Raw genomic sequence first — 23,498 nt, forward strand, 5'->3', positions numbered from 1 at the left:
CCCGACCTTCACCGTCCACGACTCGCGCGCTTGACATGCACCAATATATCCATAATTCTGGATATATGAAACCACAAGACGCGATTGCAGCACTCTCCGCACTGGCGCAAGTCACCCGCCTCGAGACGTTCCGCTTGCTCGTGAAGCACGAGCCCGCGGGTCTTGCGGCGGGCGAACTCGCGCGCCTCCTGGAGGTGCCGCAAAACACGATGTCGGCGCATCTCGCAACTCTCTCCCGCGCAGGCCTCGTCAGCAGCGTGCGCCAGAGCCGCTCGATCATCTATCGTGCAGACATTGACGGCTTCCGCAAGCTGACCCTGTTCCTGATCCAGGATTGCTGCGGCGGCAGCGCCGAACTATGCGCGCCGCTGGTCGAGAGCCTGCTGCCGTGCTGCGCGCCCGCCAAGAAGGCGCCACGCGTCAAGCGCGCAGCGACAGCAGAGTGATGCCAGCCAACGACGACATAGCGACAGCGATGCCGCGCTTCGATCTTTCGCGACGACTGTTTGCTGAGGCATTGGGATCGGCGCTGCTGGTTGCCACCGTGGTGGGCTCCGGCATCATGGCCGAAACGCTGACCAAAGACATGGCGCTCGCTCTGCTCTGCAACACGCTGCCAACCGGCGCGATCCTCGTCGTGCTCATCAGCATTCTCTCGCCGATTTCCGGCGCGCATTTCAACCCGGCCGTGACGCTGGTCTTCGCCCTCCGGCGTGAGATCACAGCATCCGATGCAATTTTCTACATCTTGGCCCAGATCGCAGGCGCACTGGCCGGGACCTTGATCGCGCATCTGATGTTCGCGATCCCCATGGAGATGTCGTTGAAAATGCGCACCGGCAGCGCGCAATGGTTCGCGGAAACCATCGCAACCTTCGGGCTTGTCGCCACCATCCTGGCCGGCCTTCGTTTTCAGCGCACCAGCCTGCCATGGCTGGTCGGACTATATATCACCGCAGCCTACTGGTTCACGGCCTCCACATCCTTCGCCAATCCGGCCATCGCGATCGCACGCGCCTTCAGCAACACCTTCTCCGGCATCCGCCCGATCGATCTTCCCGGCTTCATCATCGCGCAACTGTCTGGCGCCCTGCTCGCGCTGGCCATCATGACATGGCTGTTGCGTCCAGCGGACAGAGCCATTTGCAGCAAGGCATCCTCATGAGCATCACGATCTACCACAATCCCGCCTGCGGCACCTCACGCAACACGCTGGCCATGATCCGGCAAAGCGGCGTCGAGCCCACCATCATCGAATATCTGAAGACACCACCGACGCGCGCGCGCCTTGTCGAACTGGCCGCCGCGATGGAGCTTCCGCTGCGCAGCCTGCTCCGCGAAAAGGAGGCTGCCTACAAGCAGCTCGGCCTCGATAACGACAGCCTGAGCGACGACGCGCTGCTCGATGCCATCGCGGCACATCCGGTGCTGATCAATCGCCCCATCGTAGTGACAGACAAAGGCACGCGTCTGTGTCGGCCATCGGAACAGGTGCTCGAGATCCTGCCCAATCCGCGGATCGGCCGTTTCGTCAAGGAAGATGGCGAGGTCGTCGATGCCGGCTGATTGTCCCAACATTCTGGAGACCGCATTCGAAGTCCCCGGCTTCGACCGCCTGTCGGCAGCGCCGGTGTCCCACAAGCCGCGCATCCTGCTGTTATACGGCTCGCTGCGCGCACGGTCGTTCAGCCGTTTCGCAATCGAGGAAGCCGCGCGCCTGCTCGAAGCCTTCGGCGCGGAGACGCGCATCTTCAATCCGGCCGGCCTGCCCTTGCCCGACGACGCACCCGCCGATCATATAAAGGTCAGCGAGTTACGTGAACTCTCTGCATGGTCCGAAGGTCAGGTCTGGTGCAGCCCGGAGCGGCATGGCGCGATGACTGCCATCATGAAAGCGCAGATCGACTGGATTCCGCTTGCCATCGGTGCGGTCCGCCCGACCCAGGGCAAGACGCTTGCGGTGATGCAGGTGAGCGGCGGATCGCAGTCGTTCAATGCCGTCAACCAGCTGCGCGTGCTCGGACGCTGGATGCGCATGATCACCATCCCGAACCAGTCGTCGGTGGCACGCGCCTATGAGCAATTCGACGACAACGGTCGCATGAAGCCGTCGCCCTATTACGACCGCATCGTGGATATCGCCGAGGAATTGATAAAATTCACGCTGCTGACGCGCGGTCACAGCGCCTATCTCACCGACCGCTATAGCGAGCGCAAGGAACATGCGACTGCGCTGCATGAACGTCTGAGCTTGCAACAGGCGACCTAAGCGCCCCGGTTACGCAGCACAAGGCAAGCCTGGCCAGCCTTGTGGATCTGACTGCACAACCCGTTCGCTTCCTCGCGTGTGTCGGCGCCGATCCGGACCTGATAGAACGGCCGCGTGCCGCGGCTGCGGAAGATCGACCGCACGAGATTCGGATCGTGATCCCCAACCACCGTGCGTAGCCGCGTCATCGCCCGCGCATATTGCATCAAGGCGCGATCGCGGCTGAAGCCGGCGGACAGCTGGACACCCCATGGCTTGGACTCGCCAAGTTTCACACGAACTTCGAGCTGCTCGACAAAGGGATTGGGCGCACGCCGCAGCAGCGCCATCAATTCCCGGCAGCTCGATGTCTGCGACCGCGATGGCGCCTTGCCATTGCGGCCGGTCGCCTGCCAGTCCTCCACCGTAGCCCCGGTAATGGCCGAGACATAGTTGCGTGTCTCGCCGGGCATATAGCCTTTACCATAGAGCCAGTCCTGCACGCGGCGCGGCCCGGCATTGTAGGCCGCAGCCGCAAGACCAAGATTGCCGAACTGATCGCGCAGCTCGCGCAAAAATTCGGCCGACTTCGGCAGCGCCTGCACGGGATCGAAGGGATCGAGCAGCCGCCGCTCGGCGGCCGTCTCCGGCATGAACTGCGCGATGCCTTGCGCGCGTGCGCCGCTGCGCGTCACCGGCCCCACCGCATTGGCCTGGAAACGGCTCTCCTGCCAGATCACGCGGGCGAAGAATTCCAGCGGCAGATCATTAGCGCGCGCCGCCGACTCGATCATCAGGCACATCGCCTCGCGGGCACTGGAGTCGGGCGACGCGTCCGACATCTCCGGACGCATCGGCAACATGCGGTCGGCGCCGGGTTTTGCAAGCTCGCTGAGCGGCAGCTCCTCGGCCTGCGCAGTGCCTGTCAGCAGCAACGCAAGGCTCGCCATCGCTCCCGTGATCCATCGCGTCATGCAGGGCCCTGCGCGAGTTCCGCGCCTTGAACAGTTATTTGCAACCAGTTAGCTATGAAGCAAATACGGCGGATACGGGAGCGAAAACCATGAGCGAGATTCCGAACGAGACTCCGGACCGCGCGGCACAGGACGATGTGCCGATCCAGTATATGGCGCGCACCCGCGCCTATTACCGCGCCCTCGGCTATGACGCGCCGTATCGCTGGTCGCACAATATCGACGCCCCGTTTCAGTCGCTGAAGAAGCCACTGACGCAGGCCCGCGTCGCGATCATCACCACTGCCGCCCCCTACAATCCCGTCAAAGGCGATCAGGGCCCCGGCGCGATCTATAATGGCGGCGCAAAGTTCTACGAGGTCTATGACGGCGATACGTCGCGGAGCCACGACCTCCGCATCTCTCACATCGCCTATGACCGCGTGCACACCAAAGCCGACGACAGCGGCACCTGGTTTCCCCTCGCAGCACTCAAACAGGCCGCGGCGCAAAAACGCATCGGCGAAGTCGCACCGCGCTTCTTCGGCGCGCCGACCAATCGCAGCCACCGCGTCACGTCGGAGACCAATGCGCCGGATATCCTCGCCCGTGCGCAGGCCGACGGCATCGACGCCGCCGTGCTGGTGCCGAACTGCCCGGTCTGCCACCAGACCGTCAGCATCGTCGCGCGGCATCTGGAAGCCAACGGCATCCCCACCGTGGTGATGGGCTGCGCCAAGGATATCGTCGAACATGTGGGCGTGCCGCGCTTCCTGTTCAGCGATTTCCCGCTCGGCAATTCCGCCGGCAAGCCGCATGACAAAGCCTCGCAGGCGCTGACGCTCGAACTGGCCCTGCGCTTGCTGGAATCCGCCGTCGGACCACAGACGACCATGCAGTCCCCACTGCGCTGGGCGCAGGATCCGGCCTGGAAGAACGATTACAACAATGTGGCCCTGCTCAGCACCGAAGAGCTGGCCCGCCGCCGTGCGGAATTCGACAAGCAAAAGGAGATAGCTAAAGGGCTGAAGGATACCGCCGCGTGAATTATGGCCGGTTTTCGGCGGCCGATCTTAAACTTGATTTACGTTAACTTCGCGAGGCCACGCCGGGAGCCTTCCCCGGTCGATGGAACCGCGTAGAGTCCGCCCGAACCAAACGGGGATTTACGGACATGGACGACCGTCGCAAACAACCGCGCGACAAGGTGACCTTGGGCGCGACCGCGTCGAAGGACCAGAAGGCCAAGGAATGCATCGTGCGCGACATGTCGGAAGACGGCGCACGCATCCAGTTTCCGCTCGGCCACCGTCCGATCAAGGACCAGATGTCGCTGACCATCGAACGCGACGGCCGCCCCGTCACCGCGGATATCGTCTGGACCAAGGGCAATGTGGTCGGCGTCTCGTTCAATGATGCGCGCAGCGATGACACCTCCGATCTCGACGCGCGCGTGCGCAAGAGCGAAGCAAAGAAGCGCGAACTGCAGATGGAAATCCAGAAGCTGTTGGGGAAGTAACACGCTCCCCTCATCCTGAGGAGCGCGCAAAGCGCGCGTCTCGAAGGATGGCCTCAAACTCAAGAGCCCAGCCTGCTCATGGTTCAAGACGGCGCTTCGCGCCTCCTCACCATGAGGGACGGAGCCAAACAAGAAGGCCGGTGATCCCTCACCGGCCTTCTTCATGTCAATCGCGCGAAAGCGTTACGCCTTCACCAGCCCCTTCGAAGAGCCTGAGCCCTTGCCGGGCTTCGACTTCTTCGCCGAGCTGCGCTTGGCCGGGAGCTTTTCCGGCTTCGGTGTCACCGGACCATCGACGAATTCGAAGCCGATGCTCTCCTGCTCGACGCCAAGAACCTCCTCGCCCTTCTTGAGGACGACGCGGACATGGCCGCCGTTCTTGAGTTCGCCGAACAGCAGCTCTTCCGCGAGCGGCTTCTTGATGTGCTCCTGGATCACGCGGCCCATCGGGCGCGCGCCCATCTGCTCGTCATAGCCGTGCTGGATCAGCCAGGCCTTGGCGGGCTCGGACAGTTCGATGGTGACGTCGCGGTCCGCCAGCTGGGCTTCCAGCTGCAGCACGAACTTCTCCACCACCATGCCGATGACGTCGGAATTCAGGTGGCCGAACGACACGATGGCGTCGAGACGGTTGCGGAATTCCGGTGCGAACTGGCGGTTGATCGCCTCATGATCATCGCCTTCCCGCTTGCTGCGGGTGAAGCCGAAGGCTGCACGCGCCATGTCGGCCGCACCGGCATTGGTCGTCATGATCAGGATGACGTTGCGGAAATTGACCTGCTTGCCGTTGTGATCGGTCAGCCGGCCGTGATCCATCACCTGCAGGAGCACGTTGTAGAGATCCGGATGCGCCTTCTCGATTTCGTCGAGCAGCACCACGCAATGCGGATGCTGATCCACGCCATCGGTGAGCAGGCCGCCCTGATCGAAGCCGACATAGCCGGGAGGCGCGCCGATCAGGCGCGACACCGTGTGCCGCTCCATATATTCGGACATGTCGAAGCGGATCAGCTCGACACCCAGCGACGATGCCAGCTGCTTCGCCACTTCGGTCTTGCCGACACCGGTCGGGCCCGAGAACAGGTAGGAGCCGATCGGCTTCTCCGGTTCGCGCAGGCCGGCACGCGCCAGCTTGATCGATGCCGTCAGCGCCTCGATGGCCTTGTCCTGGCCGAACACCACACGCTTCAGCGTCCCTTCGAGATGCTTGAGCGTCTCGGCATCGTCCTTCGACACGGTCTTGGGCGGGATGCGCGCCATGGTCGCGATCGTGGTCTCGATTTCCTTGATGCCGATGGTCTTCTTGCGCTTGCTCTCGGTCACCAGCATCTGCGCCGCACCGGATTCGTCGATCACGTCGATCGCCTTGTCCGGCAGCTTGCGGTCATGGATGTAGCGCGACGACAGCTGCACCGCGGCCTCGATGGCCTCGTTGGTATATTTCAGCTTGTGATAATCCTCGAAGTAAGGCTTGAGGCCCTTGAGGATCAGGATCGCGTCATCGACCGTCGGTTCATTGACGTCGATCTTCTGGAAGCGCCGCACCAGCGCGCGGTCCTTCTCGAAATGCTGGCGATATTCCTTATAGGTGGTCGAGCCCATGCAGCGGATGCCGCCCGAAGCCAGCGCCGGCTTCAGCAGATTCGATGCATCCATGGCACCGCCGGAAGTGGCGCCAGCGCCGATCACCGTGTGGATTTCGTCGATGAACAGGATCGCATTGGGATGCGCTTCCAGTTCCTTCAGCACCTGCTTGAGGCGCTCTTCGAAATCGCCGCGATAGCGCGTGCCGGCCAGCAGCGTGCCCATGTCCAGCGAGAACACGGTGGCGGCCTCCAGCACTTCCGGCACATCGCTATCGACGATGCGCTTGGCCAGACCTTCGGCGATCGCGGTCTTGCCGACGCCGGCTTCGCCCACGAACAGCGGATTGTTCTTCTGCCGGCGGCACAGCACCTGGATCGCACGGTTGATCTCGGACGTGCGTCCGATCACCGGATCGATCTTGCCGTCCTTGGCCTTCTTGTTGAGATTGACGCAATAGGTCTCGAGCGCCTCACCCTTTTTCTTGGTGTCGTCGCCGCCCTTGGTCTCGGTCTCTTCATCGACGCCACGCACCGGCCGCGCTTCGGACACACCCGGACGCTTGGCAATGCCATGGCTGATGTAATTGACCGCGTCGTAGCGCGTCATGTCCTGCTCCTGCAGGAAATAGGCAGCATGACTCTCGCGCTCGGCGAAGATCGCGATCAGCACATTGGCGCCGGTCACTTCCTCGCGACCGGACGACTGCACATGAATCACCGCGCGCTGGATCACGCGCTGGAAGCCGGCGGTCGGCTTGGCGTCATCGCTGCCATCCGTCACCAGGTTTTCGAATTCGGTTTCGAGATAATTGACGAGACTGCCGCGCAGCTTGTCGAGATCGACACTGCAGGCCCGCATCACCGCTGCTGCGTCCGAGTCATCCACCAGCGACAGCAGGAGATGTTCCAGCGTCGCATATTGGTGATGGCGCTCATTCGCGATCGAGAGCGCCCTGTGCAGCGATTGTTCTAGGCTTTGAGAAAAAGTTGGCATTCCGCGTCCTCTTTGGCCCCCACCATCATGGCCATCGTTGCCCTCGCAGGCAACAAGAACCTTTCTGCATATAGTGATGCAAGATCGTGGCGAAAGGCCGGTTCCAGCACCGATCTTTCAGTGCCGTCATTCGTGTCGGCAAAGCGCAATTTATGACGCCAGGCGACTCATGTCCGAGCAGTTTGGCGCATCAAGGCCAATCTGGAATCGATGCAAGTCCCATTCCCCTTTTCGGGGCCAGCGCGGCGCTATTTCTTTTCCATCACGCATTGCAGGGGATGCTGGTGCTTGCGCGCGAAATCCATCACCTGCGTCACTTTGGTTTCGGCGATCTCGTAAGTAAACACGCCGCACTCGCCGATGCCGTGATGATGGACGTGCAACATGATCTGCGTCGCCGCTTCCACATCCTTCTGGAAGAACTTCTCCAGCACGTGGACGACGAATTCCATCGGCGTGTAATCGTCGTTCAGGATCAGCACGCGATATAGATTCGGCCGCTTGGTTTTCGGCTTGGTCTTGGTGATGACCGACGTGTTCGGACCGCCCGGCCCGCCGGACTGATTATCGTCATCTGCCATCGCACTGGTTTTGGCGCGGATAACGGCCTGCACATCAGGTCGCAGCGTCCAGATGGACGGCCACGGATGGTTCTCGGGCTCGGATGTCGAAACTGTCTGCAGCATGGCGCCTGTATAAAAGTCCCCGCCGGGGATTGGCCAGCCCTGCGCAGGCTGCGTCCCCCGGAATTGCTTCCCCGCCCGCTTCGAAAGACGGCCGCCAGGCGGCCACACTGTCGCCGCAAGGATTTAGCCGAAAACGGCCTCCCAGGCACCTGCCGAAGCTGAAACGGCATGGCCAATATGGGTCCGGCTCCGTCCCCTCGCAAGCGCACCCGGAATATCCGCCCGTCGAACGCCCCACAGCCCGGTCGCCCAAAGGTTAACGAATTCTGCGCAATTGCACGGCTGAACCATATCCCCGGTTTAGCGGCTGTTCAGGATGATACCGAACACCCGCATCCCCGGCTACCAATACAGAGCCTTTTACCGATTTTCCGAGGAGACCTTTACCACCCGTTTAGCCACGTACCGCGAAATGGCCGGCATCAAACCATTTTGGCGGTCACCATGTTCATCCCATCGATTTCAGACAAGGCGCGCAACGCGGCTCGGCGGTTCGCCCGCAACGAGCGCGGCAATGTGGCAATGATCTTCGCCGTGTCGCTGGTGCCCCTGCTCGGCTTCGTCGGCGCCGCCATCGACTATTCGCGCACGACGGCGGCCCGGTCATCGATGAAGGTGGCGTTGGACTCAGCCGCGCTGATGGTGTCGAAGGATCTCGGCTCCAATCCGTCGATGTCGACCGCAGAAATCTCGGCCAAGGCCACCACCTATTTCAACGCGCTCTACACCAATAGCGCGTCCAGCCCGATCACCGTCACCGCGACTTACACCACCAACACCAAGAGCGGCTCGACCGTGACCCTGAACGGTTCCGGCACCGTGCCCACCGACTTCATGAAGATGGTCGGCTTCCCCCAGATGACCATCAATGGTGGTTCGACCACGACATGGGGCTCGACGCGCATGCGCATCGCCATGGCGCTCGACGTGACGGGCTCGATGGCGTCGAGCAACAAGATGACTGAAATGAAAAAGGCGGCGAAGAGCCTGGTCGACACGTTGAGCTCGGCGTCGCGCATGACCGAAGATGTCTATATTTCGATCGTGCCCTTCGCACAGATGGTCAATGTGGGCTCGAGCAACAAAGACGCTTCGTGGCTCAAATGGGACGACTGGGATGATTCCAACGGCTACTGGACCTACAAGAACAACAAATGGGTCTGGCAGACCGCGGATCACAGCGGCTGGAACGGCTGCGTCACAGATCGTGATCAACCCTACGACACCACAAATGACGCACCGACGTCTTCGTCAACGCGCTATCCGGCCAATCAGTATAACGCTTGCCCCGACCCCATTCTGGGCATGACCACGGCCTATGGCGCCACCAACACGCAAAAGCTGAAGGACAAGATCGACGATCTGTCACCAAACGGCGCGACCAACCAGTCGATCGGCATGGCATGGGCGTGGCGCACGCTGCAGGTTGGCGGCGATCCGTTCCCGGCTCCGACCAAGGACTCGAACTACAAATATACGGATGCAATCATCCTGTTGTCCGATGGCGACAACACCAAGAACCGCTGGTACGGCAACGGCAGCAGCAACTCGCCGGAAGTCGATGCGCGGCAGAAGATCCTTTGCGACAATATCAAAGCCGAAATGGTCGATGGCAAGCGCAAGACGACCATCTACACCATTCAGGTCAACACCGACGGCGGCCCTGATTTTGCCGTTCTCAAATACTGCGCCGACTCCGGTCAATTCTTCGCCACCACGACCGCCGCCGGCATCGCCACCGCCTTCCAGGCGATCGGCAACTCGCTTAATGCGCTTCGCGTCTCGCGCTAGGACGCGCAGCACACCCCAAACGAAAAACGCCCGGCCAGATGGCCGGGCGTTTTGTTTTCTGATGATCCCTGCTCTCAGGCAGCCGACGTCATCTTGGCCATGAAACCTTCGAACGGCTTGCAGGCCTGCTTGGCCAGATCCGCATACAGGCCGCCGATCTTCTGACCTTCGGCAACAAAATTTTCATAGGCGATCTTGGCGTAGTCGCTCTGGATCTCGAGCGCCTTTTCCATCGATTTGACGGTGGCCAGTTCGGTCACCATGGCATTGCCATCCTCGATCGACTTCTTGGCATAATCGCCAACTGCGGTCGCGATGGCCTGCGCGTTGCTGCCCATCTCTGCCGCCGACGCAACGGCGCTGGCGAAGTGCTCCTGGCCGTATTGCTGGAAATCTTCGAGCTTGATCATGTGAATCCTTTCCCGGACTGCAGGGGCGGGCGGAAACTGGTTCCCGCCCGGGTGGCGCAACCTGCATCTATCCCGCAATGCACAATTCGGTCAAGAATTGCGTGCAATGCACAAATACCGGCATTTGCCATGAATCCGGGGATGCAGCGCAAGATTTGCTTAACTGTTTGGCAACCCGGGCCGCCTACCCTGATTCCCTGCATTGGTGCGTATTGGCCGCAAGGCCTAAAAACTGCGTGAGCACATGCTCTTAGCCAGAATGGCGAGATCTTTATTGCCTTCCGTCGAGAGCGCGCTCAGGCCGACCAGAAAAACTGAGACGAACCTCCGGTTGCCGGGCATAATTTAGCCTTACCGGTGGGGGAATGAGACCGATCTGACGGGGAAGTCCATGCTTCGCACAACGTTTGCTTCGTCGCGCACCCTTCGTGCGTGCGTATTGGGGCTTGCAACCATCAGCATTGCTGTCGCCTTCACGGTGGACACCGCGGATGCCCGCCGCCGGCACAAGTCGGGCAAGGCAAAAATCTCCCGGGTCTCCAGCTACAACCCGGCTTTCGCGACCATCATCGTCGATGGCAATTCGGGCGCCGTGCTGCAGGCGACCAACCCAGACTCGCTGCGCCACCCGGCATCGCTCACCAAGATCATGACGCTGTATATGCTGTTCGAGAAGCTCGAACAGGGCAAGATCACGCTCGACTCCGAGATGGACGTCTCGCAGCACGCCTCGTCACAATCACCCACCAAGCTTGGCCTGCGCCCCGGCCAGACGCTGCGCGTCGAGGACGCGATCAAGGGCCTCGTCACCCGCTCGGCCAATGACGCCGCCGTCGTGATTGCCGAAGCCATCGCCGGCGACGAAGACGACTTTGCCAAGCTGATGACCAAGAAGGCGCGCGCGCTCGGCATGAGCCGCACCGTGTATCGCAATGCCTCGGGCCTTCCTGATGATGCGCAGGTCACCACCGCGCGCGATCAATCGACGCTCGGCCGCGCCATCCAGGATCGCTTCCCGCGCTATTATCGCTATTTTGCCACCGCCTCCTTCAACTTCCGTGGCCGCAACATCCGCAACCACAATCGTCTGGTCGGCTCGGTCGAAGGCGTGGACGGCATCAAGACCGGTTACACCCGCGCCTCCGGCTTCAACCTCGTGTCCTCCATGAAGCGCGGCAACCGCTTCCTGGTCGGTGTCGTGCTCGGCGGCCGCAGCGGTGGCTCGCGCGATGCGGCCATGCGCACCCTGCTCGCTGACAATCTGGAAAAGGGCGCCAACCGCCGCACCGTGGCCGCCATCACCGAGCGCAGCCCGGCGGAATCCGCGACCGAGGTCGCCGAGGTCGAGGCCAAGTCGCGCCCGACCGAGACCAAGCAGGTCAATGGAGCGATCCAGGTCGCTTCTGCAGCGCCGCCGTCAGCCGAACCGGTTGCCGCGCCTGAGCCCGCCCCTGCCCGCCCGGCTGCAGCGGCCGCCATTCCCAACCGCTCGTTCCTTGCGGCAGCAACCGCCGCCGTGCCGCCTGCAGCCGTGCCACAGGCACGCAAGCCGGACACCGGCCCGCTCAATAGCGGCGTAATCCAGTCGGAGCCGATCTCGACCATTCCGGGCTCGGCCGAGCCGATGAAGCCGGTTCGCGTTCGCACCGTCCAGGTCAAGTCGGGCCAGTATCGCGTCGCCTCGGCGGGCACGGATGCGCCGGTGGCGACCAACTCGACGTCGGCTTCCGCCGAGCCGACCGCCCGCTCTCCCGAGACCACCAATTCGCTCTATGCCCGCTCCGAGATGCCGCGACAGCCCGCCGGGCATGGCACCGGCAATGGCATTCTCGGCGTCCTCCCCGCCTCTGGCGCCCAGCATGGCGGCACGGCCATGGCCTATGCCGCTCCGGCAGCGGCCCCGGCTCCTGCGCCTGCCCCTCAGGCGGTCCAGCAGGCCGGCTCCATCAAGCCCACCGCAGCCCATTCCGGCTGGATCATCCAGGTCGGCGCGCTGGGCAGCGAAAGCGAAGCCAAGTCGCGCCTCGATGCCGCCCGCGACAGCGCACGCGGCGCACTCGGCAAGGCCGATCCCTTCACCGAGACGGTGGGCGCAGGATCGCGAAAACTCTACCGCGCCCGCTTCGCCGGCCTCGACCGCGACCAGGCGGAGACGGCCTGCAAGGCGCTGAAGCGCTCGGACATCCCCTGCATCACGATCAAGAACTGATCGCCGCCACACACGGCGCGACAACGACAAACGGCCGGGACGATGTCCCGGCCGTTTTGCGTTTCAGGGTAAACAATTCCTCGTACGGGCAACGTCTCGTCAAGAAATCCCGACTACAAAAGTCAGACGGGGAATGATCGACCAGCCGAACAATGGCAGGCGACGGGGCGTCCCACAGAGCAACGGAATCCACTCGCAGTCAGTAGCGTAAAGCGTTCTGGAGTTAGCTGCGATGCGTGCGAAACAGAGTATCCTTGGCCTCGTTGACGCGAGCCGCGAGGTACGTCGAGCCCCCCTGGTCGGGATGCAATTTCTTCATCAGGGATCGATGAGCCCGGCTGATATCGTCACGCCCCGCCCCCGGCTTCACGCCAAGGATCTGATAGGCCTCCTCGTCCGACATTTTGCCCGACGCCGCGCTCCGGTCGTTCCGCCCTGCCGCGTTGCCCTGCGCGTGCTGACGCCAGCCGGGAAACCGGCGGTCAAGCTCTCGTTCGGCCAGCCCGCCGCCGAACGGCGCCCAGCCAAGCAGGCCGGCGCCAAATAACCCGATCGGGATGGCGACCCAGAACTCGCCCCTCAACCCGGTGAAAGCGGCGGCGGCCAGACACAGAACCCCGCCACCAATCTTGGTGGCGCGCGCCAGCATCGCCGGATTCGCGGTGCGAAGCAGCTGCAGCAGCATATAGAGAACGAAAACGGCGACAGCGCCGGCGATCAGTGTGGCCATGCGCGATCATTAGTCGGTTGCGGGCGGGGTTGGAAGCTTTCGCATGCACGCCGATGATCGGCGCGACATCAAGCCCCTCGATCTTGCGCCTGATGAAAGAGTGCGAGCACGAACATTTCGTCGGGAGCGTATCTTACCTCATACACAGCTACATAAGGCGTCCGCGGAATCGCCCACTCGAGGATGCCGGGATCGCCTCCAGGATGCCCCATGCCAGGAAACAGCGATAGCGTTTCAAGACTGGCGTATATCCGCTCAATCATACGGTCCGCTGCTGTCAGGGAGTCGGCAGCAATCCAGTGATGGATATGTCCAATGTCAGCAAGCGCCCTGTCATGGAAGACCAAGCGCATGAGCAACTCATCGGGAAATGAGCCGATCGATGAACTGTCGAGCTTCTTCGTGCGAGACCCATACGGCGTTTGGATCAGAGCGCCGACGCCTGACTTCAGCAAGCTGCTCGTCAGTCAGCAACGTTCCTCGCTTGGTTTCGAGATAATCGATCAGCAAATAAGCTGCTGCGTCCTGCTCGGCGGCGGGAAGCTGCTTCACCTTGGCAATTGTCTGATCGAACAGGTCTGACATGCCTCAACCTAACACGCGGCGATGCCCGCGTCAGATCAATTCACGCTGGGCGTATACCGCGCGAGCTTGTCCGGCTCGGTCACCATGCTCTGCTGGGCAGGCGCAGCGGCCGGCTTCTGCAGGATCTGCGGCTTGCCGCTGACCGGCGACAGCTTGCTGTCGTCGTCCAGGAACTTGGACAGCAGACCCTGGATCTTCTCTTTCAGCGCCTCCGGTCCGCGGTCGCTCATATCCGTGTGCTGGGCACCGGTGTTGACGACGGTGATGCCGGCCTTCTCGCAGACGTCGTCATCGGGCACCACGCCCGGATCGGGCTTGAACACCGCGTCATGCGAACGGAACGACAGGATCTTGAACTTTCCGTCGGTCATGAACGGCACGCGCAGGTTATCCAGCGTCACGACCTTCTTCACTTCGTCCGGATATTCCTTGGCGAAGAACATCGAGATGTCGCCGCCATTCGAATGACCGACCAGCGTCAGATGATCGTAATCGGAGCTCGGCTGAATCTTCTTCAGCTCCTTCACCGCGAATTTGATATTTTCGACGCCGCGCTCATAGACCGGCAAGCGGCCGACATAGACTTCACCAACTTTGGTGACGAGCGGCGCGTCCGTCGCCAGATCGTGCTGGATGCTCACGGCCATATAGCCGCGCGCAGCAAATACGTTTGCGAGGAACGAGTATTCGGTGAATTTGACGGTGTTGCCGTGATTGAGGATCGCCACCGGCAACGTGATCATGCCGGCATTGGCCTGCATTTCCTTGTCGCGGCGGACGGCGATATCAACCTGGATCTCACGGCCACGCGACTTGTCGAAGAATGTCAGCGTCTCATGGCGGATCGCCCACTTGCTCGCGGTGAAATACGCGACAGCGGTCAGTACGCAAACCGAAAGCAGAATCAGTAATCCGCGTTTCATGTTCGGTCCCTCGGCATGATCCCTCAGAGGACGCTCGCCGGTTCAAGGCTGCGATGATTGTGATCGGTGGATGACAATGACCGCTGCTTGAACAGCATATATGTCACAGCGCCGTGACAGAAAGACTAAATGTTGTGAATCTCGCGCCGTAACATTGTGCGCCGCATCCCTTTCTTGTGCAGTTGCGAAGAAAAGCCACGATTGAATCAGCGAATTTGGCCCGCTTTCGCAAGGGAACGACGTTCCAAACTCGGTCGCATCTCGACGATGAATCAACTGTGAAATGCAGCTCACGTTCCACGGCTCAGGGCCATAGTACCCGTGAAATCGCTGTAACGGCTTAGGCCAACAGCTAAAATTTTAACTATTTCAATCGCTTAAGAAGTCAGCCGATTGCATCAGGGATCGACGATGTCGTGCAGGTCGAGTGGCCCGACAGCCTGCGATGCCCATTCCGCCCGGTTCGCGGCCCGGCGCCGACCACGCTCGTCGAGCGGTAATTTGAGTTTGCGGAGCAGCTCCACCACTTCTTCGCGGGCAGTGACATGGCCCATGCTCGGGCGGCGGCCGAGCGTGGCCTCGTTGAGGTCGTCGAGGGCCGTCAGACCACGCGGGAAGAATTCGCGATACATCACCCGCTCGGCAAGCCCGTCCACAGGGCGAAAGCCCAGTCGGAAAGCAAGCTCGTCCAGCACACCGGCGACCAGCATCTTGTTGCGCGAGCCAAGCATCGAGAGCCGGTTGCGCACCACGATCCAGTCGGTCGAGGAGCCATCGTGCTGACGGCGCTTGCGCCTGGAATCACGCGCCATCTGCGCATAATGACTTTCGCCGGTCACCGTGTAGTTCGCGGGATCAACGGTGCCGAGCACATCGAAATCGAGAAAGCTGTCATTGATCGGCGTGACCAGCGTATCCGCCATCGAATGCGCCAGACGCATCAGGAACGTGTCGCTGCCCGGCGTATCGATCACGATGAAGTCGTGCGTACGCTCGACGGCCGCCATCGCTTGCGCAAACTGTTCGAGCTCGAATGACTCGTTCTCGGCAATCTGCATGCTGTCGCCGAGCTGCAGGCAATAGTGCTCGGGCACTTCGAGCGCCAAGCCTGCCTGCGCGGCCCATGTGCGACGATTATCGATGTAGCGCGTAAAGCTGCGCTGGCGGCAATCGAGATCGATGGTGGCGACGCGCTGGCCGGCCTTGAGCAAGGCCACGGCGATGTGAAGCGCGGTCGTGGACTTGCCCGACCCGCCTTTCTCATTGCCCAGCACGATGACATGCGCCGTGCCGGATTGCTGTGCGCTCTGCATCAACATCGATTGAATCCTTGCCTCACCATCAAAGCAGAGCTGTTCGAGCGTCAAGGAAAATGCGGACCCGAAGGTACCGGAGGTCGCAGCCGATGGTCTTAATGATGAATCCGGCGAATGCCCGCGGCATCGGAACACCACAGCGAGGCTTGGCGCACCCATACCGGCTTTGCTAAGCAGACGCGCCCGCCTTGCCACGACGCCAACGATAACGAGCCAACATGCCCCGTCGCGCCCCCCTCATTGCCCGCACCCTCCCCGCACTTCGCCGCGCCACGGATGGCCTCCGCGCACGCAAGGCCACCATCGGCCTGGTGCCGACCATGGGCGCGCTGCATGACGGCCACATCTCGCTGGTGCGCCTGGCCCAGCGCCGCTGCGACAAGGTGGTGGTGTCGATCTTCGTGAATCCGACCCAGTTCGCGCCCACCGAGGATTTTGGCGCCTATCCGCGCACCTGGAAGAGCGATCTCGCCAAACTGACCGAGGCCGGCGCCGACCTCGTGTGGAATCCCGACGCCAAGGTCATGTATCCCGAAGGCTTCGCGACGAAGATCGTGACCGAAGGCCCGGCTACCGCTGATCTCGAAGATCGCTTCCGCCCGCATTTCTTCGGCGGCGTCGCCACCGTGGTCGGAAAACTGTTCACGCAGGTACGCCCTGACATGGCGTTCTTCGGTGAGAAGGACTTTCAGCAGTTGAAAGTGGTGACGCGAATGGCACGGGATCTCGATCTCGGCGTCAAGGTGATCGGCGCCACCACCGTGCGCGAACGCGACGGCCTCGCGATGTCGTCACGCAATGTGTATCTCTCGCCCGAAGATCGCGCGACGGCGCCTGTGCTGTACAAGGCGATGAAGGACACGGCGAAGCGGTTGAAGGCCGGCGACGATGTCGAGACCGCACTTGCGGGTGGTGCCGCAATGATCACCGCGGCGGGGTTCGTGCTCGATTATTTCGAGGCACGGCATAGCGAGACGCTGGCGAAGATTGCGTCGATGAAGGACGGGCCGGTGCGGCTCATCGTGGCGGCGAAGCTCGGCAAGACAAGGCTGATCGATAATATCGGGGTGTAGAACGTAAGGCGGATGAGCGAAGCGTCATCCGCCGCGGAGTTTCAGCCATGCACTCGGCCGGCGGATGACGCCTTCGGCTAATCCGCCCTACGGCACACCTATTCCGCCGCGATCTGCCGTGGCACCGGCGGCGGGTTCACCAGATCCTTCGCCAGCCCCGCATAACGTGCCTTGGCCGCCTCCACCGCTGCTTCCTTCACCGGGCCATAGCCGCGGATCGTGTCGGGCAGCGACAGCAGCTCCACGGCGATCTCGACATTCGCCGGCGACAACAGCTCCAGCACCGTCGCGATATCCTTCTCATAGCCCGCGATCAGATCGCGCTCGATCTTGCGATCGGCGCTATAGCCGAACACATCGAGCGGCGTGCCGCGCAGACCGCGCGCACCGGCCAGCAGCTTGAACAGCGGCATCATCCACGCACCAAAAGCGCGCTTCTTCGGACGGCCGGACGCATCCGTGCCGGGCAGCATCGGCGGTGCCAGATTGAAGTGGATCTTGAAATCGCCCTCGAACTGGTCGCGCAGCTGCTTTTCGAAACGGCCATCGGTATAGAGCCGCGCCACTTCATACTCATCCTTGTAGGCGAGCAGTTTTGCGTAATTGATCGCCACCGCCCGCGGCAGCGCATCGTCATAGCCGCCGCGCAGCGCGGCGTCGCGCACCTGTCCCACCGTCGTGCGATACGCCTCTGCCAGTTTCACATTCTGGTAGTCGGTCAGCATCGCGCTGCGATGGGCGATGATCTCGTCCAGTGACATCTCATCCTGCGTCTTCGGCGCAGCGACGCCGTCGCTGCCCTTCAGCATGGACGCCAGCCGTGCCGGATCGTGAGCGGCAAGACGGCCGAGCTGGAACGCCAGCATATTCATCTTGATCGAGACGCCATTGAGCTCGATCGCCTGCTCGATGGACGCGACCTGCAGTGGCAGCAGGCCCTGTTGATAGGCATAGCCCATCATCATCATGTTGGTGGCGATGCTGTCGCCGAGCAGGCCTTCAGCGGCCTTGGTGAAATCGAGGAAGGTCGATGTCTTGCGCAGCGCCATCGACAGCACGTCGTTGACGCGGCCGCGCTGGAAGTTGAAATCGCGGTTGCGGACGAAGTCGGCGATCGGGATCAGATGCGTGTTCACGATGCCCGTGGTGCGCTCGCTCTCGCACAGCGAGATCGTCTCCTTGGCGATTGCCACTACCTCGTCGGCGGCGATGAGGAGATCGGCACCACCGGTGACGATGCGCGAACAGGTCACCTCGGCGGTGTCGTTGGCAAGTCGCACATGGCTCAGCACCGCGCCGCCCTTCTGCGCCAGGCCGGACATGTCGAGGATCATCGAGGCCTTGCCCTCGATATGCGCGGCCATGCCGAGCAGCGCGCCGATGGTGAGGACACCGGTGCCGCCGACACCACCGACAGCGACATTGTACGGACGATCCAGCGTCGGCCGCGACGCCGGCTCCGGCAGTTCGCCGATATTGCCGAGTTCCACCGGCGCCTTCCGCTTCAGCTTGCCGCCATCGACGGTGACGAAGGACGGGCAAAAACCCTTGAGGCAGGAATAGTCCTTGTTGCAGCTCGACTGGTTGATGGTGCGCTTGCGGCCGAGTTCGGTCTCCAGCGGCTCCACCGAGATGCAGTTCGACTGCACCGAACAATCGCCGCAGCCTTCGCAGACCGCGGGATTGATGATCACGCGACGCTGCGGATCTTCCAGGATGCCCTTCTTGCGGCGGCGGCGCTTCTCGGCCGCACAGGTCTGCACGAAGACGATGGCCGAACAACCTTCGATCTCCCGGCATTCCTTCATCACGCGATCGAGTTCGTCGCGATGTGCAAGCTTGGTACCCGGCGCGATGGAGCTTGCCGGATAGGCGTCCGGATTTTCCGAGACGAGATAGATCGCGCGGATGCCTTCGGAGTGGAGCTGGAAGGTGATCTGCTGCGGCGACAGTTCGCCGTCATGCTTCTGGCCGCCGGTCATGGCGACGGCGTCGTTATAGAGGATCTTGTAGGTGATGTTCGCTTTGGACGCGATCGACTGCCGGATCGCCAGCGAGCCGGAATGGAAGTAAGTGCCGTCGCCGAGATTGGCGAAGATATGCTTTTCCTTGGTGAAGGGCGCGATGCCGGTCCATGGCACGCCCTCGCCGCCCATATGGGTGAAGGTCTCGGTATTGCGGTCCATCCACAACGTCATGAAGTGGCAGCCGATGCCCGCGAGCGCGCGCGAGCCTTCCGGCACCTTGGTGGACGTATTATGAGGGCAGCCCGAGCAGAAATACGGCGTGCGCGTGATCGGCACGACGTTCTGGACCTGCGATGCCTCGCGACCATGAAACCAGTCGGCCTTGGCGCGCAGCAGTGCTGCGATTTCCGGATCGATCTCCATCGCCAGCAGGCGATCGACCATCGATGTCGCAAGCTTGGCGACGCTCAGTTCTTCCGCAAAGGGCAGGAAACGCTGATCATGCGAATCCATCTTGCCGACGATGCGCGGCCGCACATCGTCGCGCCAGTTGAACAGCTCCTGCTTGACCTGGTTCTCGACGATCTCGCGACGTTCCTCGACAATGAAGATCTCTTCAAGACCCACCGCGAACTTGCGCACGCCTTCCGGCTCCAGCGGCCACGGCATGCCGATCTTGTAGAGGCGCAGACCGATCTTGGCGGCCACCTGTTCGGTGATCCCCAGTTCGCGCAACGCCTGCCGCACGTCCTCATAGCTCTTGCCGGAGGCCATGATGCCGAAGCGGGCATTCGGGCTATCGATGGTCACGCGGTTGATATTGTTGGCGCGGGCAAAAGCGATCGCGGCAAAGCCCTTATAATCCTGCAGGCGGCGATCCTGCGCATAGCGATCGTCGGGCCAGCGCAGGTTGAGACCGCCGGGCGGCATCTCGAAATCGGTGGGAATCTTGAAGGGTGTCATCTCGTCATTGAGATTGATCTCCGCCGTGGTCTCCACGGTTTCGGTGATCACCTTCATGCCGACCCAGCAGCCGGAATAACGCGACATGGCGATGCCGAGCAGGCCCATGTCGATGATCTCATGGATCGACGACGGGTAGAGATAAGGCATCAGCGCCGAGATGAAGGCATGGTCCGACTGATGCGGCACCGTCGATGATTTCGCGCCGTGATCGTCACCGGCCAGGCACAGCACGCCTCCATGCGCGGCCGAGCCCGCGGCATTGCCGTGCCTGAAAACGTCGCCGCAGCGATCGACGCCCGGCCCCTTGCCGTACCAGATGCCGGTGATGCCGTCGTAATTGGCGCCGGGCGACAGATTGAGCTGCTGGGTGCCCCAGATCGCGGTGGCGGCCAGATCCTCGTTCACGCCGGGTTGAAACTTGATGCCATATTGATCGAGATGTTTTCGCGCAGCCATGAGCTGCTGGTCGTAGCCGCCGAGTGGCGAGCCGCGATAGCCGGTGACAAAGGCCGAGGTGTTGAGCCCCTCCGCACGATCCCGGCGCACCTGCGCCATCGGCAGCCGCACCAGCGCCTGGATGCCGGTGAGGAAAATATGACCTGAACCCTGGGTGTATTTCTGATCGAGACTGATCGGGCCTTGATTGATTCCCATTCCACCCTCAGTTCTGCCGCCCGCATCATTTCCGGCGGGCGTGCTTGCGCAATTTATGTGGGGTCGTTCGACTCCCTTAGAAATAGTCTATGTTGAATTGGAAACCGGGCGCACCACAAATGTGATCGGCGCGTGACTGCCATCTAAAAACGCAACTTCGTGATGCGGTTGGGCCAAGATCCGCCACGTTATGTCGCTGCAGGCAGTCGCGGCGAAATGAGATGCCAGCGCAGTGCACTGCAGCAAAACTGCCAGGATACCTTAGTGGGAATATCCCGGTTCGCTGGGGCCGAATGACAACTCCATGCCGGGCAGGTTTAACCAGCCCGGCACAGGTCCGATATCTTCAATGCGTCAGGCCTTGCGCCAATGACTGCCATTGAGCCTGTTGGCGATGTCCGCAACATGCATGCCCTGAAAGCGGGCGATGGCGAGTTCATTCTTGCTGGGCTGGCGAGCACCATTGCCGCCGGTCAACGTCGAGGCTCCGTAAGGGCTACCGCCCGAAATCTCGTCCATCTCGACCAATCGCTGCTCGGTGTAAGGAACGCCGACGATCACCATGCCGTGGTGAAGCAAGGTGGTATGAAAGCTCGTGATCGTGGTTTCATGTCCTCCGTGCTGAGACGCCGTGCTGGTGAATACGCTGCCGACCTTCCCGACCAGGGAGCCGCTCGCCCATAGCGGCCCGGTCTGATCGAGGAAATTGCGCATCTGCGCGCACATATTTCCGAACCGGGTCGGCGTGCCGAAGATGATCGCATCAGCTTCCGCAAGCTTGCCGGGCTCGGCGACTGGCACTGTTGCGAAAGCTGCACGCGTCTCGCGCGCGCCGCTGAGCAGCAGGACGTCATCAGGAACAAGCTCCGGCACCTGCAGGAGGGTGACTTCGGTGCCTTCGATGGCCCCTGCGCCAGCGGCGACGGCCTCGGCCATTTTATGCATGTGTCCATACATACTGTAGAATACGACGTGAATGCGTGTCGGCATGGTAGATCTCCGATTGATCGACGAAAGGTGTCAGCGGCAGAGGACGCGCGTGAGCGCGCCTGACAGCGATGCTGCCGCATCCGGCATGAAGGCCTTCTGACGCCACGCCACGTAGCCGTCCGGACGTACCAGCACGGCCCCGGATGGCTCGATCCCGTAGGCCACCGGAAAGGCTGGCGTGAAGAGCGACGAAATCTTCTCGCGATACGGCGGCAGATCCGTCAGCTTTTCTCCTGACCCCGGACTACCCACCACATGCGCCCTGATCGCCACGCCGGTTTGCTCGCTCGCCTGGCGGGCGGCTCCGATCCAGCCCTCGCCGGCTTCGCCTGCCATCAGCACGAATTCACTGTGATACAGATCTAGCGAGGAGATCTTGACATCACCTTGGCGCAGCATGATGTGCGGTGCGCGCGTGCCAGGAAGGGCGTACGATTTTCGGGGATCGATATCGACGATCTGATCGTCGATTGCGTCCGGATCCGGAACGACCGCATCGGAACGATAGCGGTTGAACTCGATATGTATGTCGGGAATGGCTTTCTTCATTCCGTCCGTCCCGAGATCCGGATCTGAACGCGTGACATAGCGATTATACGCCTGCTCGATCGCCTGCCGACCGGCCGGCTGTCGCTCGGAGTCGTAACTATCAATGAGACGCGGCCCCGCTGCACCTCGTGTGACGAAAGCGAGTTTCCATGCGAGATTATGTGCGTCCTGTATGCCGGTATTACCGCCATAACCGCCGGTCGGCGTCATCGTGTGTGCAGCGTCCCCTGCGATCAGGATACGACCGTGCTGGAACGTCTCGGCCGCCCGGCAAACGGCCACCCACTTGGCAACGTCCTCGACCTTCACATCGAGATCAGCCTCGCCAACAGCGGCTCGGACGAGCTGCGCAGCCTTTTCAATGGTTATGCCGTCCGCCGTCCGGCGCGCTGCGGGGTCCTTGATATCACCCGTGGTGAAGACGACCAGGAATCCGCCCAATCCTGTCTTCTCCAGGCGGAAAAAGCCTCTGACCTCCGGGTTATTGACGTAGATAACACCGAGATTGCGTCCGCGAAGTGCGCGTGAACAATCCGCGCGAAAGTAGATCGTGACGCTGTGGCTCATGATCGGATGACCCTGCATCGCGATACCGAGCTTTTCGCGCACGGGGCTGCGATTTCCGTCGCAAGCCACCATGTATTTTGCGCGGATACGTTCTTCCTTCAGGCTGTCGACGTCCCGGACGACGGCGGTTACGCCATCGTCATCCTGCTCGAATGATACGAGTTCAGTGCTGTAGCGAAACTGGGATCCAAGCTCGACCGCCCGGCGTTGGATGATTGGCTCAAGCACCTGCTGCGGCATGAAGAGCCGACGCGCCGGGCTTATGTCCGCGATGCCTTGATTGATGTCCGGAATGTAGTTGGCGATCTCTCGTCCGGCCAGCGTCTCGACCGCGTTCATGCCGCCATTCGGGTCATACATCGCATGCGCGGCTGCGATAACCTGCTCATCGATTCCGGCGACGCGCATCATTTCGAGGGTGCGGAGCTGAAAAAATCCAGCCCGTGGATGAATTGCCGTTCCTCGATGCTTCTCAATCGAGAGACACGGCACACCATGCGTCCCGAGAAACATCGACGTCGCCAGACCAACCAGACTTCCACCGATAACAAGTACTTCCGGCTCGCTCATGATCCATCCTTGATTCAGGCCGGCATGCATTCCGATCGGTCAGTTCAATACCCGATCATCTGCGCAACGGCGGTTGCTCAACGAACCGGCGCACGAATGCTTTATGTGCAGGTCCAGTCGATTTCTTGCGCAGTTTTCGCGCTGATGATCGTTGTCGTCTTCCAGATTTCCGAGCTAGTTTTCCAGAATTACGAGATTGCGGTGGAAGGTTT

At 61.6% G+C, this 23,498-nt stretch carries 21 protein-coding genes; 9 read left to right on the forward strand and 12 right to left on the reverse strand.

Going from position 1 to position 23,498, the window contains the following annotated elements; translation table 11 throughout:
* The first annotated feature begins 65 nt into the window (after positions 1–65).
* Genes ACIQ2A_RS11615 through arsH form a run of 4 tightly spaced genes read left to right on the forward strand, consistent with a single transcriptional unit; the run spans position 66 to position 2,269 of the window.
* Complete coding sequence (locus ACIQ2A_RS11615; RefSeq protein ID WP_398479110.1) at positions 66–446, forward strand: ArsR/SmtB family transcription factor; 381 nt, start codon at positions 66–68, stop codon at positions 444–446.
* Between the two features lie 29 nt (positions 447–475).
* Entirely contained in the window at positions 476–1,165 is a 690-nt protein-coding gene (locus tag ACIQ2A_RS11620; protein WP_398479167.1) for an aquaporin, read from the forward strand.
* Positions 1,162–1,566, forward strand: coding sequence for an arsenate reductase (glutaredoxin) (arsC, locus tag ACIQ2A_RS11625; protein WP_398479112.1), 405 nt, complete (start codon positions 1,162–1,164; stop codon positions 1,564–1,566). The genes ACIQ2A_RS11620 and arsC overlap by 4 nt, the downstream gene beginning before the upstream one ends.
* Positions 1,556–2,269: an arsenical resistance protein ArsH gene (gene arsH / locus ACIQ2A_RS11630; RefSeq protein ID WP_398479114.1), complete on the forward strand. Its 714-nt coding sequence runs from the start codon at positions 1,556–1,558 to the stop codon at positions 2,267–2,269. Before arsC ends, arsH begins: the two co-directional genes overlap by 11 nt.
* Here arsH and ACIQ2A_RS11635 read toward each other — a convergent pair.
* Positions 2,266–3,111 carry a transglycosylase SLT domain-containing protein gene (locus ACIQ2A_RS11635; protein WP_398479169.1) on the reverse strand — a complete coding sequence of 282 codons (846 nt, stop codon included), beginning with the start codon at positions 3,109–3,111 and terminating at the stop codon, positions 2,266–2,268. The two genes, arsH and ACIQ2A_RS11635, sit on opposite strands and share 4 nt — an antisense overlap.
* Positions 3,112–3,311: 200 nt before the next feature.
* Here ACIQ2A_RS11635 and ACIQ2A_RS11640 point away from each other — a divergent pair, with 200 nt between their 5' ends.
* Entirely contained in the window at positions 3,312–4,247 is a 936-nt protein-coding gene (locus tag ACIQ2A_RS11640; protein WP_398479116.1) for a glycine/sarcosine/betaine reductase selenoprotein B family protein, read from the forward strand.
* A gap of 128 nt (positions 4,248–4,375) precedes the next feature.
* Entirely contained in the window at positions 4,376–4,720 is a 345-nt protein-coding gene (locus ACIQ2A_RS11645; RefSeq protein WP_398479118.1) for a PilZ domain-containing protein, read from the forward strand.
* A gap of 183 nt (positions 4,721–4,903) precedes the next feature.
* On the opposite strand, the gene clpA is transcribed toward ACIQ2A_RS11645, so the two are convergent.
* Entirely contained in the window at positions 4,904–7,300 is a 2,397-nt protein-coding gene (clpA, locus tag ACIQ2A_RS11650; RefSeq protein WP_398479120.1) for an ATP-dependent Clp protease ATP-binding subunit ClpA, read from the reverse strand.
* 248 nt (positions 7,301–7,548) lie between these two features.
* The gene (gene clpS, locus ACIQ2A_RS11655) at positions 7,549–7,881 is read right to left on the reverse strand and encodes an ATP-dependent Clp protease adapter ClpS (RefSeq protein ID WP_398479171.1); all 333 of its coding nucleotides are present in this window, start codon (positions 7,879–7,881) and stop codon (positions 7,549–7,551) included.
* A 549-nt stretch (positions 7,882–8,430) separates the two neighbouring features.
* On the opposite strand from clpS, the gene ACIQ2A_RS11660 reads away from it, so the two are divergent.
* Positions 8,431–9,777 carry a pilus assembly protein TadG-related protein gene (locus tag ACIQ2A_RS11660; RefSeq protein WP_398479122.1) on the forward strand — a complete coding sequence of 449 codons (1,347 nt, stop codon included), beginning with the start codon at positions 8,431–8,433 and terminating at the stop codon, positions 9,775–9,777.
* Positions 9,778–9,851: 74 nt separating this feature from the next.
* Here the strand turns inward: ACIQ2A_RS11660 and ACIQ2A_RS11665 are convergent, their stop codons facing one another.
* Complete coding sequence (locus ACIQ2A_RS11665; protein WP_398479124.1) at positions 9,852–10,187, reverse strand: phasin family protein; 336 nt, start codon at positions 10,185–10,187, stop codon at positions 9,852–9,854.
* Between the two features lie 391 nt (positions 10,188–10,578).
* Here ACIQ2A_RS11665 and ACIQ2A_RS11670 point away from each other — a divergent pair, with 391 nt between their 5' ends.
* Positions 10,579–12,396 (forward strand): serine hydrolase, encoded by a 1,818-nt coding sequence (locus ACIQ2A_RS11670; RefSeq protein ID WP_398479127.1) that lies wholly within the window; start codon positions 10,579–10,581, stop codon positions 12,394–12,396.
* Positions 12,397–12,619: 223 nt separating this feature from the next.
* Here ACIQ2A_RS11670 and ACIQ2A_RS11675 read toward each other — a convergent pair whose 3' ends face one another.
* The 5 genes from ACIQ2A_RS11675 to ACIQ2A_RS11695 all read right to left on the reverse strand — a co-directional run bounded on the left by ACIQ2A_RS11675 (position 12,620) and on the right by ACIQ2A_RS11695 (position 15,953).
* A complete protein-coding gene (locus ACIQ2A_RS11675) occupies positions 12,620–13,126 on the reverse strand; it encodes a DnaJ domain-containing protein (protein WP_398479129.1) in 507 nt (168 codons plus the stop codon).
* A gap of 68 nt (positions 13,127–13,194) precedes the next feature.
* Positions 13,195–13,479, reverse strand: a complete 285-nt coding sequence (locus ACIQ2A_RS11680; RefSeq protein ID WP_398479131.1) for a type II toxin-antitoxin system RelE/ParE family toxin — start codon at positions 13,477–13,479, stop codon at positions 13,195–13,197.
* Positions 13,480–13,486: 7 nt separating this feature from the next.
* Positions 13,487–13,711 (reverse strand): hypothetical protein, encoded by a 225-nt coding sequence (locus tag ACIQ2A_RS11685; protein WP_398479133.1) that lies wholly within the window; start codon positions 13,709–13,711, stop codon positions 13,487–13,489.
* 35 nt (positions 13,712–13,746) lie between these two features.
* Complete coding sequence (locus tag ACIQ2A_RS11690; protein WP_398479135.1) at positions 13,747–14,634, reverse strand: alpha/beta fold hydrolase; 888 nt, start codon at positions 14,632–14,634, stop codon at positions 13,747–13,749.
* A gap of 398 nt (positions 14,635–15,032) precedes the next feature.
* Positions 15,033–15,953, reverse strand: coding sequence for a division plane positioning ATPase MipZ (locus tag ACIQ2A_RS11695; RefSeq protein WP_398479137.1), 921 nt, complete (start codon positions 15,951–15,953; stop codon positions 15,033–15,035).
* Positions 15,954–16,168: 215 nt separating this feature from the next.
* Here ACIQ2A_RS11695 and panC point away from each other — a divergent pair, with 215 nt between their 5' ends.
* On the forward strand, positions 16,169–17,023 hold the full coding sequence (gene panC / locus ACIQ2A_RS11700) for a pantoate--beta-alanine ligase (protein WP_398479139.1): 855 nt from the start codon (positions 16,169–16,171) through the stop codon (positions 17,021–17,023).
* Positions 17,024–17,121: 98 nt separating this feature from the next.
* On the opposite strand, the gene ACIQ2A_RS11705 is transcribed toward panC, so the two are convergent.
* The 3 genes from ACIQ2A_RS11705 to ACIQ2A_RS11715 form a co-directional block, all read right to left on the reverse strand.
* A complete protein-coding gene (locus ACIQ2A_RS11705; protein ID WP_398479141.1) occupies positions 17,122–20,610 on the reverse strand; it encodes an indolepyruvate ferredoxin oxidoreductase family protein in 3,489 nt (1,162 codons plus the stop codon).
* 354 nt (positions 20,611–20,964) lie between these two features.
* On the reverse strand, positions 20,965–21,600 hold the full coding sequence (gene wrbA, locus ACIQ2A_RS11710; protein WP_398479143.1) for an NAD(P)H:quinone oxidoreductase: 636 nt from the start codon (positions 21,598–21,600) through the stop codon (positions 20,965–20,967).
* Between the two features lie 30 nt (positions 21,601–21,630).
* Positions 21,631–23,286, reverse strand: coding sequence for an FAD-dependent monooxygenase (locus ACIQ2A_RS11715; protein WP_398479145.1), 1,656 nt, complete (start codon positions 23,284–23,286; stop codon positions 21,631–21,633).
* Positions 23,287–23,498: the final 212 nt, after the last annotated feature.

Source organism: Tardiphaga sp. (genome assembly GCF_044336785.1).
GTDB lineage: Bacteria > Pseudomonadota > Alphaproteobacteria > Rhizobiales > Xanthobacteraceae > Tardiphaga.